Origin of the sequence: uncultured Fenollaria sp., assembly GCF_934202865.1 — a bacterium.
Taxonomy (GTDB): Bacteria; Bacillota; Clostridia; order Tissierellales; family Peptoniphilaceae; genus Fenollaria.
Map to the genome: position 1 here is coordinate 1 of NZ_CAKPYL010000041.1, position 13,399 is coordinate 13,399.

Below are 13,399 nucleotides of genomic sequence, written 5' to 3' on the forward strand. Positions count from 1 at the left end.
CGAAAAGGCCGGTCTTAAGACCCGCCTCTCTTAAAATATTGTCAAGAATGATGCAAAATGAGCCCTTGCCAACAGTTCCTGCGACGTGAATCACATTTAGATTCGATATGTCAAGCTCAAATATCTCTATGAGCCTCTTCATATTCTCATTGCTAGTCATATCGCGCTTGTGCTTAGTCGCGCCGTAAAGACTCTCGAGTATCTCGCTCGATTTTTCAAAATAATTTATCATTTCAATATATAACCTATGGACCAAACAGTTTTGATGTACTTATGGTCCGGGTCAATCTCCTTTAGCTTATTTCTGAGGTTTGATATGTGTACGTTGATGGTGTTGTCTGAGTAGATGTCGTCCTCCCAAACGGATCTGTATAAATTTTCCTTTGTAAAGACTTTTTTCGGATTCTCGATTAAAAGCCTTAATAATTTATACTCCATCCGTGTTAAATTTAAGGGCACTTCTTTAAAGCTGATAACGTTGTTGTCGTTATCAAGGTAGAAGTCCTCGAAGCGCACAGCCTTCTCGCCAAGCCTATTGTAAGCGTTGGAGCGTCTTAGCTGCGCCCTAACACGGCTGATAAGCTCGTCAGTATCAAAAGGCTTCATGATGAAGTCGTCGCAGCCGAGGTCAAGGCAGCCAAGTCTAGTCGCCTTGTCAATCTTAGCTGATAGAACTATGATAGGCATCTTCATATCTCTGGACCTTGCGTAATTAATCACGTCCTCACCCATTAGTTTAGGCATCATAAGGTCAAGAAGCATTAGATCCACCTCGTTATTCTTTAGGTAGTCAACCGCTTCCGCCCCATCAAACACTTGATGCGTCTCAAAGCCGCGCTCACTTAAGAGCTCCTTAATTAAATTGTTTATGTCTTTATCGTCTTCAACTATTAATATCATAAGAACACCTCAAGATAATTATATAATGAAACGATAATAATAGCAAGAAAAATGTAAACGTCTCACATTTAATCTATTTGCAAGACAATTTATATAGCTTAGTGCTTGACAATTTATAAAATCTATTGTAAAATATTTTTTGGAGAGGCGATATTAATATTAGTTTGTTAAGAGTAGTAACTACTCTTTATTTTGCATGCTAATTATAGGGGATTAATTAAGTATTTAATTAGTCCTTTTTTTATCGCTTAATGCATACGAAATGTATGTAAATTTTTTATAGGAGGCTTTATTATGAAGAAAAGATTTTTATCTCTTCTATTTGTCGTTTTAATGTTATTTAATGTTTGCTATGCAGCACCTGTATCATTAAACGCAAAGGATTTAGTAAAGGAAAGCTCAAGAACATATATTGAGTTTTCATCGTTAAAGGACTACGGTCTTAAAACTGAAATGAAGGACGGCGCCTACACTGTAAGTGATGGCAAGGCAAGCTTGGTCTTCAAGAAAAACACAAATGAGTTCACTGTCAATGGAACAAAATTTGCCATGGACACAAAGACTAAAATCAAAGGAAATGAATTTTTAATTCCATTAAGAACTTTATTCGAAACTTTAAACTACAATGTTGTATATGATCAAAAGACAAAGGGTTTAAAGCTTGAAAAGAACAAAGAAAATACTCTTCCAGTCAAAGAAGATGCTTACACTGTTACAAAAACTCATAAAAAAGTAGCATCACTTGCTCCAAGCGTAACTGAGATAATGTTTGACTTAGGCGCTGATGATATGCTTGTAACAAGAACTGACTACTGCAATTACCCAGCAGCTGCTGCAAAGATCACTTCTGTTGGCAAGATGAATGAACCATCAATAGAAAAAATCATAGCTCAAAAACCAACAGTAGTTATCGCTCAAACACATTTTAAAGAAGACGTTTTAAATCAACTTAAAAAAGCTGGCATGGAAGTTATGGCCATGAAGACACCAAATTCAATGGAAGAAACTTATGAAGCAATCAAAACTATAGCTACTATAGTTGGCAAAAACTATGAAGGAAGAGCCCTTATCTCAACTATGAAGGGTAAAATCGCTCAAGTTTCTCTAAATACAAAGAAGCTTAATAAGCCAAGTGCATACATCGTTGTAGGCACTGGCGAAGGCGGCGAATACACTCACGGCAAAGATTCATTTATGAATGAAATCTTAAATATCTGCGGCTATACTAATGCTGGCTCAGACGCTGAAGGTTGGAACTATACTTTAGAAAAGCTTATAAAGAAGAATCCGACATATCTATTAACACCAGGTTGGGCAACAGATACTATAAAGACAGGAGCTGCCTACAAGGGTCTAAGCGCTGTTAAAGATGGCAAAGTTATCCAAATCAATGACGATATCTTCTCAAGAGCATCAAACAGAGTCGTTACAGAAGGCTTAAAAGAACTACTAAAGATAGCTCATCCAGAAGTAATTAAAAACTTAGAATTTTAATGAAGAAAAATCTATTTTTATCTTTATCTTGCGTAGTGCTCCTTGCACTTATGGTCTATGCAGTAACTTTGGGCTCGGTATATATAGAGCCAAAGATTATACTTAGATCAATTATAGAATGGATAAAATATGGGATGGATGGGGTCACTTGTGATGACTCCATCCGTTTTATTATCTTTGAAGTGAGACTACCAAGAATAATACTCGCTGTACTTACAGGCAGCCTTTTATCAATGGCAGGAGCAGTTTATCAAGCAATATTTCAAAATCCCATGGCAGATCCATACGTAATCGGTATATCATCAGGCGCAGCCTTTGGCGCGACCATCGCCATCATATTCTTGCCGCCAATGATGCTTCTTGGTAACTCCATAGTAAGCTTAGCAGCTTTTGTATGCGCCATCTTTACAAGCATACTAGTCTATTTTATCTCAAAAACAAAAAGAGGCGTTGATACATTCTCACTGCTACTAACAGGAGTTGTCTTCAGTACAGTGTTATCTAGCTTTATCTCGTTAATGATGCTCGCCCACCAAGACGAAGCAATGAAGATTATGACTTGGACCATGGGCTCATTCAACGCAAAAAGCTGGAACCACGTCATTACAATACTCGTGCCAACCGTTGTAGGCATATTCTTCACCATATATCACGGCAAAGACCTTAACGTCCTTGTTATGGGCGAAGAAGAAGCCATGAGCATGGGTCTAGACACAAAGAGATTAAAAAGAAATATGCTGCTTATTTGCGCTCTCTTGACATCCATCGCCGTATCGGTCAGCGGTATCATAGGCTTCGTTGGCCTTATAGTGCCGCACTTCATAAGACTAATTTTCGGGAGTGAGCATAAATTTTTACTAAAGGCGTCTTTCGTTTTTGGCGCGATATTTATGCTTCTTTCAGACACAATCGCTCGATCACTTATAAGCGGCTTTGAAGTACCAGTCGGCATCATTACCTCGCTCATAGGCGGACCATTATTCTTAATACTACTAGTGCGCTATAGGAGAAATTTAAAATGAAGATATTAGAAGTAAAAAATATATCATTCTCCTATGGAGATAAAAAAGTTTTAGAAGATATTAGTTTTGAGATTAATCATAGTGAAAAAGTCATCATCATCGGGCCCAATGGCTGTGGAAAGACAACACTACTTAGAATAATTTCTGGCTATCTAAAGCCTGATGCAGGTGAAATTTTGCTCGAAGGAAAAAGCCTAGACGAATATAAGGCAAAGGAAAAGGCAAAAGTACTTGCCATGATGCATCAAGAAAATAAATCGTCTTTCGACTTTAAAGTCGAGGAAATAGTTGAGATGGGCCGCTACCCTTATGTGCCGTGGAGCGCAAAGCTAAGTAAAGATGATAAGCTAATCGTCGATAGATCGATAAAACTAATGAACTTAGATGCTTTTAGAGAAAAATCCATACTAAAGATATCCGGCGGAGAAAAGGCCCGTGTCATGGCAGCGAAAACATTTGCGCAAGAGCCGCGCCTTATGCTCATGGACGAGCCAGTCAGCGCGATGGATATAAGACAAGAATTTCATCTTATGAATATAGTGAAAAAAAGCGATATAAGCTACGCAATAGTGCTTCATGACCTGAACCTAGCTGGCGCCTTCGCAGATAAAATCGTACTTATGAAGGAAGGACGAATAGTCTCAGTCGGCACAGCAAAAGAAGTATTAACAGAAGAAAACATAAAAAAAGTCTACGAAGTTGATTCAGAAATTATAATCAGAAACGATAGACCTTATGTCTTACCACTAAATGGCGATTATTAATATGAATAAAATACAAATCTCATGAGATAAGCTCATGAGATTTTTTATTTGCAAAAAAAAGTGAGTAGATCTCTACCCACATACATATCACGCTGCATTTATTAAGCTGTGCAAAGCCTCTCCGCCTTGATATACCTCACGCATAAGCCTCTCAATCGTATAGCCCTCCATAAGCTTAGTCTTGACGAAAGTCCTTAGGCCATCATAGAGATCAAAGGTGCGCTTAGTGCTCTCAGGCCTTGCGTAAACCTTCCAGTAGCGGCAATAGACATAATTTTGTCCCTCGTTCTCGATAAAACCAATAACATCGTCAATGGGAAAACCAAGAAAAATGCCAATCTCGTGCGGGAACTCAAAGTGCCTTAGCTTAGCCTTAAGAGTAGATAGACATTGATCGAGCTCAATTGCTTCGTAGCCGTAGTCCTTTAAAAACTTCGCTATCCTAGGCTTTTGAATGTACTTAGCGAGCCTCTCTTCATTGTAGATTAGTAATAGCACACTTGCTTCGCACTCACAAAGCTTTTCAATCGCTATGCCATAAGCCGTAAAGATGCCCTTGTACTTCTTAAGAAGCGCCTCGTCAAAAGACGCCTTCGCCTTTGATAGAGATATTAAATTTGCTAGCTTAGTCCCCATAAGAACAGGGGCGCAGTGATTTGCCAAGATGGACTCAAACTTCACTTCGCTCATGGCGCTCTTCCTTTCGAATGAATTAGTTAGTCTTGTCTAACTCCTTGATGATATATTAGCATATGCTAACGAATAAGTCAATAGTTTTTATATAAATACTATTAGCTTTTTTAATTTTGGCGCTCAATCATCTTTTACTAAACTTATTGAAGCTTTTAAAATATATCTTCAAGACTATTTTTCAAAAAGAAAGAGCAATCACAATTTTACTGCGACTGCTCTATCTTATAAAAGTTTTAAAGAAGAAATTTACTTTTTATCATTATCAACCTTTAATTTTTCCATCTCTTCTATAGCCTCACTCTTTCTTCTTACTGAGTGAAGTATAAGTGTAACTGTAACGACTGCGTATGAAATGAATGTTCTTAGGTACTCACCTATCATTGAGTTGCCTGTGATGTTAGCACCTGCTGTAGGCATTACTATGAACATTAAGTGGAATAGCACTGTACCAACAAGGGCGTTTTTGATTGTCGCCTTTGATACGCTCGCTCCACCTATTAGTAAGGCTGCTGCTGCGTATAGTGCTGCTTGGTCCGCGCCGTTATATGTGTTTAAGTTACCTATATTTTGTAGGTAGATTATTTGTCCGAAGGCTGCCATAACTGTAGAGATGACTACGGCTTTAAGTCTTGTCTTATCTACGTTGATGCCGGCGTCTTCGGCTATCCTCATATCGGCTCCAACGGCTCTCATGTCTTGACCAAGTTTAGTTTTTCTGAACCAAACTATGAATAAACATGCTAGAGCTATTACTATGAAGGTTGCTATAGGCAATTGAACGCCTAAAACTGATATGTCTTGGCCAATAATTCTGTCTACTAATTTGTCTAGACCCTTTTGACTTTGTAGGTCGATGGCATTTCTAACGCCATAGCCACGTGATAGTATTAGGTCTTTGTTCTTGAATGGAATTACTCCACCAAAGATATATAGTACGAAGAATTGGTAAACGCCTGTCATGAAGTAGCCAAGTATCATGGATGTAATCATTTCTCTTGACTTTGCTTTGTTTAGTACGCCACCTGCGAATAAACCAAGTACTACAGAGATTGGTATTGAAACCAATGACGCGATAAGTATAGCTGGAAGTCCTGTTATTCCCCAGTTTTCAACGAAGATCAAGGCAACTTGACCAGCCATGGCTCCTAGTACCATACCGAAGTTAATGCCTAGACCGGCAACTATAGGTATAAGTAGTGAAAGTACCAAAAATGCGTTTCTCGCAAATCTTATAATTACTTGTGAAACCAAGAATTGTGGTGAGAATCTACTAAATATTATGCCTATCGCACAAATGATGATGAACATCACTGGGACGGTGTATTCATTTACTGTAAAGAATTTATTACGCTTTTTCATTATTTTCCACCCTCCTTACGTGTTAAGGCAAATAGTATAAGTCCGTTTGATATGATAAGTCTTAAAACGTCTGAAATATCAACCTTTATAGCTGTATTAATAACTGTTGGTGTCATTGTTAATATACCTTGGAAAAGTAATGTACCTATCAAAACGTTCTTTATATTAGCTTTCTTAATGGATGCGCCACCAAGTAGTATGGCTGCAACGCTTGGGAAAGCGAAGAATTGTGGTGCGTTATACATTTGAACGAAGCCGTAACTTTGTTCGTAGATAACCATACCAGCTGCGCCTAGTGCGCATGATAGTATTACTGCTAGCATCCTAGTTTTGTTTATGTTAGCACCTGCGGCTCTTGCATAATTTTCGTTTGAGCCAACAGCTGTCATTGTTGTACCTTTTTTAGATTTAAAGAAAAGATAAACTAAATATGCAAATATAGCAAAAACTATAAACATACCTGTTGGTATAAGTAGTTTATCACCTAATTCACTTGCTGTTTCTAGTTCTATACCAAGTATACGAGAGAAAGCTTTCTCCCAATATGCCTTTAATGATATAGTTGTTCTTAAACCTTCACCACTGAAACCCATAACTGATTCTGGATTTTTAAATGGAAGTACTACCCAAAATATATTCATTAGTGCGATGAATGAAAAACCAACGTATGTTGCGATAATCATTTCGTCGCCCTTAACCCTGTTTAATATAAGGCCATATAACCAGCCAAATAAAGCTCCAAAAGCCATACCAACTGCAAGTGCGAATGTTACGCCGCCTATGCCTGTTAGCCTTAATTCAAGCGATAGAACTGCTCCTAGCATACCGCCTATAAGTCCAACTGGCAAACCAAAGTTAAGTCCGCAACCCGCTTGTATCATAGGTATCATCGACAATACTAGTATGGCGTTCATACCAAAACGTGTTAAAACGTCTATGAATGATCTTTTTAAGTCAACGCCTATAAAGCCTCCAACTATGAAAAGTCCTACTATGAAAAAGAAAATGATTACTCTAGGAAGTCCGATTCTTTTAACTAAATTTTCTTCTCTCATATTCTACACCTCCTCCGGTTTTGTTCCGGCCATCATTAATCCAAAGTACTCTACCGGATCTGTAGGTAATAGCTCGCCAAATACTTTGCCTTCGAAGATGACAAGTATCCTGTCAGCTATGCTTCTTAACTCTTCAAGCTCACTTGATATGATGACTATGGATGTACCGTGCTCTCTGTTATACTTTTTAAGCGCTTCAAGCACAAGTGACTTCGCTCCAATGTCTATACCACGAGTTGGTTCTGATACAAATAAGAATTTTGGTTCAAGAGCAAAAGCCTTTGCCAAACATACTTTTTGTTGATTACCGCCTGATAAGTTCCTTGCCTTTTCACTAGGGCCTTGAGTCCTTATTTCAAGCTCGTCAATGTATTTAAGAGCGGCATCTTTCATCGCCTTATCGTCTCTAAACTTGAATGGACCCACCTTTTTTATGAATCTATCGTTAACCATCATAGCGTCGAAAGCTATGTTCCAGTCAATGCCTTCATCAAGAAGTAGGCCGACGCCACGTCTGTCTTCAGAAACAAAGGCTAAGTTCTTTTTCAAAACTTCCTTTGTATGAGTTATGTCAAGTGGCTCTCCTTCATAAGTAACAGTTCCGCCCGATGGGTATAGACCCATAATACCGTTTGGAATACCTAATTTGCCTTGTCCAGCTAAGCCGCATACGCCAAGTATCTCGCCTTTTTTAACCTCGAAGGAAACATCTCTAACCGACTCACCTGGCATATCTACATAAAGGTTTTCGACCTTCATTACAGTTTCGTCGCTTATTTCTCTTAATTCTTTAACCTTTTCCTTCTTTGACATATCACGGCCAACCATCCAACTTGCTATCTCCATGATATTAAGATCTTTATTTTCAGTATCTTTAATAATTTCTCCGTCACGTAGAACAATAACTTGATCACAAACGTCGATTATTTCACGAAGTCTGTGTGAGATGAAGATGATGGCTATACCTTTTTTTGCAAGTCTCTTCATCGCATCAATAAGTATATCGGCTTCCGACTCAGTTAGTACCGCAGTCGGCTCATCCATGATAATGATTTTTACCTTATCTTTAGAAAGCTCTCTAGCTATCTCCAAAAATTGCTTGTGACCAACTGGCATATCCTTTGCTAAAGTCTTTGTGTTTATGTCAACACCAAGCTTTTCAATAGCTTCTTTTGCTTTCTCTTCCATCGTAGATCTTTCCAAAGTATCCAATTGTTTGCCAAATACAGCAGAGATCGGATTCTTCTTAGTGATTTCACGATTTAATAATATGTTTTCTGTTGCAGTAAACTCTGGTATCAATGAAAACTCTTGATGCACCATGCCGATGCCGGCCTCAAGTGCGTCGATAGGGTTTTTAAAGTTTACCTTTTCGCCATCGATAAGAACATCTCCTTCATAGCCACCAGTCTCTTTAATGAAACTCATGCCAAAGAGTATGTTCATCATGGTCGATTTACCAGCACCATTTTCTCCTACAAGTCCTAAGATCTCTCCTTCTTTAAGTTTGAATGAAACATCTTTTAAAACGTGGTTACCGGAGAAGCTTTTTCCTACATTTCTAAACTCTAATATCTCGCCCATAAAAAAACCTCGCCTTCAATAATTTAAACGGAGCAGCAATGAGGCCGCTCCGTCCATTAATCAAATATGTCTATTTCTTAGATTGAAAATCTTCTAGCATCTTGTAAATATCAGGAACTTCTTCATCAGTCATATTTAAGAAACCTTTACCAAATACGTAAGTATCTTGAAGTACTAGTATATGGTTCTTTCTTTCTTCCATATTTGTTCTGTCAACATAAGTTGAAACGTTCCATGCAGCACCTGGAGTCATGTCGCCTAATACAGTCTTAACGTCATCTGTGTTCATCATATCATTACCAGATTCAACCATTCTCTTACCAAGTTCGATCAAGGCTTGAGTAGTTGAGAAACCGTATGAATATTTCCAAGTACCCATTCTACCAGGGTTCTTTTCAGATAATACTTCTTCTTCTTTTTCAACTATCTTGTTGAAATCACCAGCAGCTTCTTTAAGGTCAATACCTAGAGCTCCTGGATAACCAAGTATTGGTGATGGTAAGTCTTGTTCTACGAAAAGTGCTCCTAATTCAGCAACTTTTAGTAGCATTGGTTCAGTATGAGCATCGTTTGTTGCAAAGAATGCAGTGTCTTTACCATATTTTTGTACCCAAGCTGGCATTTGTTCCAAAATAAAGTTTTGTGCTCCTGGGATACCGATATCACTTGTTGGGTCCGGTGCAGTTTCCATAGCAAATTCCATACCGATCTTATCACAAGTTGCTTCCATAATATCCTTTCTTAAAGACAATAGTTCGATGGACATATGTCTTGGGAAAGAAACGTGAACAAATTTCTTAGCACCCATCTTTTGAGCAGCTAGTGGAATTAAGTATCCACGAGTAACGTTATCTGGGTCGATAACTAAGTCAGCTGCGGCTTCGATAAGGTTAGGGTCTTCTTGAGAGTTACCAGCAAAGCATAGAATGTCAGGACGTCTTTCCTTAACTTGCTTAAATGCTGCTGCAGTACCAGGAACACCTTGGTTAACAACGATAACTTTTAGTTTAGGGTCGTCAGCAAGAGATACTATTTGTTGGATAGTTGTTTCTTGTTCTGCAGAGAAGTTATCTGGATAGTTCTTGTGAACAATAAGTCCGCCATCCTTAGCGTCTCCGTATTTAGCTATCATACCTTCACAACCACGTTGTTCGTCTTCAGATTGTGATACAGTACCAGTTACAACACCGATGTGGAAGTCAGTAGCTTCAGTAGCTTCGCCATCTTTAGCTTCGCCATCTTTAGCTGTTTCGCCTTCAGTCTTGTTAGCGTCAGTAGCAGGTGCATCAGTTTTGTTACATGCTACTAGAGAAAACATCATAATTAGCGCGATTAACATCGCAAGTACTCTTTTCATCATAAAACCTCCTCGTACTTTAATGTCCTCTTAGCTTAAGATAATTTCAAAGGATCTTAAGTTATAATTCAAAGAGCCTAATCTCGTGAGATAACCTTCTAGCTTAAGTAGCTTAGCAGTGTTCTTAAAGTTCACGATAGCTATGTTTCACTTTATCAAGTGGAAGCTCTTTTATATATTATAACACTTAGCACTTTAAAAGGCAAGTACTTTTGAAATATTTATATAAAAATTTGCAAATTTATTAAAAATATACTTCATATGAATGGTATTAAGCATATATATGCAATAGATAAGCCTTTTCTTGCAATACGTTTAGCCATATATGAGGCGAAAGTGCTAAGTAAGTAAAATGTTTTTGCAGAAGAAAAAGTCTTATGGACTTGCCACAAGACTTTTGACAACATTTTATTAGAACTAATTTAATTTATCCACTGTATAGTAATTTCGCGAATAAAATGAGATGATTGGGCGATGTGGACCGACGAGGCAAGCGGAATGTACTAACGTACCTGAGCATTGCCGAGGAAGGAACGAGCCCAAGGGCTCATTTTAACGCGAAAGTACGGAAATTTAGTCTAATTCATCGTACATTGCTAATGCCTTAGCTCCATACGCAGTTCCTGGACCGCCATTCATTAGGATACATGTCTTGATAACATCGATAAGTTGTTCTCTAGTGCCGCCTGCTTTTTTGAAGCTCGTGATGTGAGCTAGCATACATGGGATGCACTTGATAGTAATCGAGATGCCTAGGGCAACCATTTCTTTTTCGATAAGTGTTGCAGCGCTTTCCTTTGTGTAAACTGCATGTAAATCACCAAAGGCCTTCATGATTTCTGGTGATGAATTGATAAGCTCCTTGCTTAATTCTCCGTTTAATTCTCTTTCTTTTTTGTAATCCATAATATTACCTCCCTTTATATTTTTGAAATATCCTTCGATTATATATTACCCATTAAGCTCCTCCATTGCCATTGAATATATTTATAGTTTCGCCGTGTATTATAAGCAAAATAAATAGACATGCCTTAATAGTAGCATGTCTAAATAAATTCATATAAGATCTTAATTACTTTCTTCTCTGTATAGTAATTGAAGAACTTAGGACTACACGTCCTAAAACCTTTGCGCTACGCAGAGCAAATGAGATGATTGAGCGATGTTCTAACGCTAAATAATTTCGGCGTACTAATTTTTCGGAAAAATTTATGGATAAGGCGAAGCATAACGAGCGACCGACCGACATCGTACATACAAGTACGTTGAGGAAGGGAACGAGCGCGCAAGCCTTAGGCTAAATTTTAACAAAAATTAACGCGGAAATTTTATAATTCATATATAAATTCTATCTCAATCTTAAATCCTTTACTTACACCCACATAAACCATATCCATCTCCAAAGCTTCTCTCATAAACTTATCTGCTTCTTCTCTACTGATATCGTCTATATAATAATACACTTTGATCTTAATCTCTTCAATGCGCGGTGCATCATCAACGCCAACTACTTTTAGCGTACGAAGTGGGTTTGTGGTCTTTACTTCTGCCTTCGCTTCTATCTCATCTAGTGAAAGCTTCTTGATTTTGGCTTCTCTAATGATTGTGAGCATCATCGACTCCAAAATGCCTGCCAAAAATATCTCCACCGACGATAATTCTTTTTTCTCGTTATCGTATGGCAGCTCTTGGTCTGTCGATATAAAGGCCATGTCGCCGTAGCTGTTAACGGTTTTGATGTCGTTCGATGTCGCTCTCATCGTAAAATCAAAGCGGCCCATCTCTTCCGTGCTGTTAAAATTACCGTAGCTACTCATGTTTTTCCTTCAATTCTTTAACTGCTCTTTCAAGCTCTGCTAATTTTTTATCAATTATTTCAAGTGTTGATACTGGTCTATTAGCAAAAGTAGCGAAGCCACAATCTGGGTTTAAGAATAATCTTTCCTTGTCGATGTAGCCAAGTGCTTCTTCGGCTCTCTTGACCATATCCTCATGAGCTTCAATCTCGTCAGTTCTTGGGTTTATTACACCAAGACCTAGAATGTAATTTTCCCTAATCTTGTCTGAGGCAAATAAACTTTTTAGCTCGCCCGCTCTCTTCGTTGAAAATTCAAGGAATAGCGCATCTGTATCGATGTCTTCAAATAATTTAATTAGCGGTGTATATGGTCCTTCTAGTAAAATGCTTTCGTCCTTGGACCAGTTGCCACGGCAGACGTGAAGCGCGCGCATCGACTTAGTCCTATCGATATGGCTCATGCATGACTTAATTAGGTGAGTCGCAAATTTTAGCTCCTCTGTCGGATCCTTCTTTTCAGAAAGTGCTGCACACATGAAGGTACGCGGCTTTCCTTCGGTAAATACGACTTCAGTTAAAACTGGTTCGTCAAATTGAATTATGTCAACGCCAATCTTTTGAAGCTCTTCTATCTCTTCCTTATAGATTTTGATAACGTCTTCGCCAAGCTCTTCCTTAGAACCATAAGCCTTGCTAGATAAGTTGTATAGCCACATTGAACGAGTTACTAGATATGGTCCTGGCAAAGTGATCTTGACCTTATGATCAGTTCTTGCCTTAAGTCTCTTTAGCTCGTCACAAACGATATTAGTCTTACGAGAGACTTTTCCTGTACATATAGCGTTCTTTATGCTTATGGCTGGAACGTCAAGTATAGAAAGTATTTGCTCGAAGGCTTTTTTGTCATCGATATACTCAAGCATCTCTGCCATAGACATCATTTTAACGCCATTTAACTTTGTCGATATAAATGAAACATAGTTATCTCTTGATAATTCACCTGATGTAACATAGCTGATGCCGTGCTTTTCTTGCATGCGAACAACGGCTTCTTCCTCAGCATCTATTAACTTAATAAAATCCTCTTCACTTAGAGAGCCCTTAGATCTCTTTCTAAGGGCCCTTAATATATCTTCATTTCTTGGCATTTTTTCTTTATCCTATCTTTTATATTTAGGCTTTATATAAAACCTATGAAAATTCATTTTCTCGTTTGTACATATTTCATCTAAATTTATATCTATATTACTGCTATTACAACATTTCTATAAACTCATCAAATAAATATGCTGTATCTTCTGGCCCAGGACAAGCCTCTGGATGAAATTGAACTGTAAATATATTTTTGTTTTTGTATTTTATTCCTTCAACAG

Annotated in this window: 12 protein-coding genes and 2 pseudogenes; 3 read left to right on the top strand and 11 right to left on the bottom strand. The window is 38.1% G+C overall.

Annotated elements, in window-relative coordinates; translation table 11 throughout:
- Both Q0E71_RS05080 and Q0E71_RS05085 read right to left on the bottom strand, forming a co-directional pair.
- Positions 1 to 232: pseudogene (locus Q0E71_RS05080) on the bottom strand (bifunctional folylpolyglutamate synthase/dihydrofolate synthase); the annotation flags it as partial.
- Positions 229 to 900: a response regulator transcription factor gene (locus Q0E71_RS05085; protein ID WP_294796697.1), complete on the bottom strand. Its 672-nt coding sequence runs from the start codon at positions 898 to 900 to the stop codon at positions 229 to 231. The gene Q0E71_RS05085 and the pseudogene Q0E71_RS05080, both read right to left, overlap by 4 nt.
- Before the next feature lie 294 nt (positions 901 to 1,194).
- Between Q0E71_RS05085 and Q0E71_RS05090 the strand changes: the two genes are divergently transcribed.
- From Q0E71_RS05090 to Q0E71_RS05100, 3 genes are read left to right on the top strand one after another with little or no spacing between them, the layout of a single operon-like run.
- Positions 1,195 to 2,394 carry a helical backbone metal receptor gene (locus Q0E71_RS05090; protein WP_294796698.1) on the top strand — a complete coding sequence of 400 codons (1,200 nt, stop codon included), beginning with the start codon at positions 1,195 to 1,197 and terminating at the stop codon, positions 2,392 to 2,394.
- Positions 2,394 to 3,416, top strand: coding sequence for an iron ABC transporter permease (locus tag Q0E71_RS05095; RefSeq protein ID WP_294796699.1), 1,023 nt, complete (start codon positions 2,394 to 2,396; stop codon positions 3,414 to 3,416). Before Q0E71_RS05090 ends, Q0E71_RS05095 begins: the two co-directional genes overlap by 1 nt.
- A complete protein-coding gene (locus Q0E71_RS05100; RefSeq protein WP_294796700.1) occupies positions 3,413 to 4,180 on the top strand; it encodes an ABC transporter ATP-binding protein in 768 nt (255 codons plus the stop codon). The genes Q0E71_RS05095 and Q0E71_RS05100 overlap by 4 nt, the downstream gene beginning before the upstream one ends.
- An 87-nt stretch (positions 4,181 to 4,267) precedes the next feature.
- On the opposite strand, the gene Q0E71_RS05105 is transcribed toward Q0E71_RS05100, so the two are convergent.
- The 9 genes and pseudogenes from Q0E71_RS05105 to Q0E71_RS05145 all read right to left on the bottom strand — a co-directional run.
- Positions 4,268 to 4,870 carry a DUF3793 family protein gene (locus Q0E71_RS05105; RefSeq protein WP_294796702.1) on the bottom strand — a complete coding sequence of 201 codons (603 nt, stop codon included), beginning with the start codon at positions 4,868 to 4,870 and terminating at the stop codon, positions 4,268 to 4,270.
- Between the two features lie 249 nt (positions 4,871 to 5,119).
- Positions 5,120 to 6,232, bottom strand: coding sequence for an ABC transporter permease (locus Q0E71_RS05110; RefSeq protein WP_294796704.1), 1,113 nt, complete (start codon positions 6,230 to 6,232; stop codon positions 5,120 to 5,122).
- Complete coding sequence (locus tag Q0E71_RS05115; protein WP_294796705.1) at positions 6,232 to 7,287, bottom strand: ABC transporter permease; 1,056 nt, start codon at positions 7,285 to 7,287, stop codon at positions 6,232 to 6,234. Before Q0E71_RS05115 ends, Q0E71_RS05110 begins: the two co-directional genes overlap by 1 nt.
- A gap of 3 nt (positions 7,288 to 7,290) precedes the next feature.
- On the bottom strand, positions 7,291 to 8,871 hold the full coding sequence (locus Q0E71_RS05120; RefSeq protein WP_294796707.1) for a sugar ABC transporter ATP-binding protein: 1,581 nt from the start codon (positions 8,869 to 8,871) through the stop codon (positions 7,291 to 7,293).
- A 70-nt stretch (positions 8,872 to 8,941) separates the two neighbouring features.
- Complete coding sequence (locus tag Q0E71_RS05125; RefSeq protein WP_294796709.1) at positions 8,942 to 10,231, bottom strand: DUF3798 domain-containing protein; 1,290 nt, start codon at positions 10,229 to 10,231, stop codon at positions 8,942 to 8,944.
- Between the two features lie 570 nt (positions 10,232 to 10,801).
- Entirely contained in the window at positions 10,802 to 11,134 is a 333-nt protein-coding gene (locus tag Q0E71_RS05130) for a carboxymuconolactone decarboxylase family protein (protein WP_106018220.1), read from the bottom strand.
- 422 nt (positions 11,135 to 11,556) lie between these two features.
- The gene (locus Q0E71_RS05135; RefSeq protein ID WP_294796714.1) at positions 11,557 to 12,045 is read right to left on the bottom strand and encodes an OsmC family protein; all 489 of its coding nucleotides are present in this window, start codon (positions 12,043 to 12,045) and stop codon (positions 11,557 to 11,559) included.
- The gene (locus tag Q0E71_RS05140) at positions 12,038 to 13,174 is read right to left on the bottom strand and encodes a cobalamin-independent methionine synthase II family protein (protein ID WP_294796716.1); all 1,137 of its coding nucleotides are present in this window, start codon (positions 13,172 to 13,174) and stop codon (positions 12,038 to 12,040) included. Before Q0E71_RS05140 ends, Q0E71_RS05135 begins: the two co-directional genes overlap by 8 nt.
- 106 nt (positions 13,175 to 13,280) lie before the next feature.
- Positions 13,281 to 13,399 (bottom strand): annotated as a pseudogene (locus Q0E71_RS05145) (carbamoyl phosphate synthase small subunit); the annotation flags it as partial.

What these genes read in the sequence shown, in the direction of transcription:
- Q0E71_RS05085 (WP_294796697.1), bottom strand. Translation starts at nt 900, where the DNA reads ATGATATTAATAGTTGAAGACGATAAAGACATAAACAATTTAATTAAG.
- Q0E71_RS05090 (WP_294796698.1), top strand. Translation starts at nt 1,195, where the DNA reads ATGAAGAAAAGATTTTTATCTCTTCTATTTGTCGTTTTAATGTTATTT.
- Q0E71_RS05095 (WP_294796699.1), top strand. Translation starts at nt 2,394, where the DNA reads ATGAAGAAAAATCTATTTTTATCTTTATCTTGCGTAGTGCTCCTTGCA.
- Q0E71_RS05100 (WP_294796700.1), top strand. Translation starts at nt 3,413, where the DNA reads ATGAAGATATTAGAAGTAAAAAATATATCATTCTCCTATGGAGATAAA.
- Q0E71_RS05105 (WP_294796702.1), bottom strand. Translation starts at nt 4,870, where the DNA reads ATGAGCGAAGTGAAGTTTGAGTCCATCTTGGCAAATCACTGCGCCCCT.
- Q0E71_RS05110 (WP_294796704.1), bottom strand. Translation starts at nt 6,232, where the DNA reads ATGAAAAAGCGTAATAAATTCTTTACAGTAAATGAATACACCGTCCCA.
- Q0E71_RS05115 (WP_294796705.1), bottom strand. Translation starts at nt 7,287, where the DNA reads ATGAGAGAAGAAAATTTAGTTAAAAGAATCGGACTTCCTAGAGTAATC.
- Q0E71_RS05120 (WP_294796707.1), bottom strand. Translation starts at nt 8,871, where the DNA reads ATGGGCGAGATATTAGAGTTTAGAAATGTAGGAAAAAGCTTCTCCGGT.
- Q0E71_RS05125 (WP_294796709.1), bottom strand. Translation starts at nt 10,231, where the DNA reads ATGATGAAAAGAGTACTTGCGATGTTAATCGCGCTAATTATGATGTTT.
- Q0E71_RS05130 (WP_106018220.1), bottom strand. Translation starts at nt 11,134, where the DNA reads ATGGATTACAAAAAAGAAAGAGAATTAAACGGAGAATTAAGCAAGGAG.
- Q0E71_RS05135 (WP_294796714.1), bottom strand. Translation starts at nt 12,045, where the DNA reads ATGAGTAGCTACGGTAATTTTAACAGCACGGAAGAGATGGGCCGCTTT.
- Q0E71_RS05140 (WP_294796716.1), bottom strand. Translation starts at nt 13,174, where the DNA reads ATGCCAAGAAATGAAGATATATTAAGGGCCCTTAGAAAGAGATCTAAG.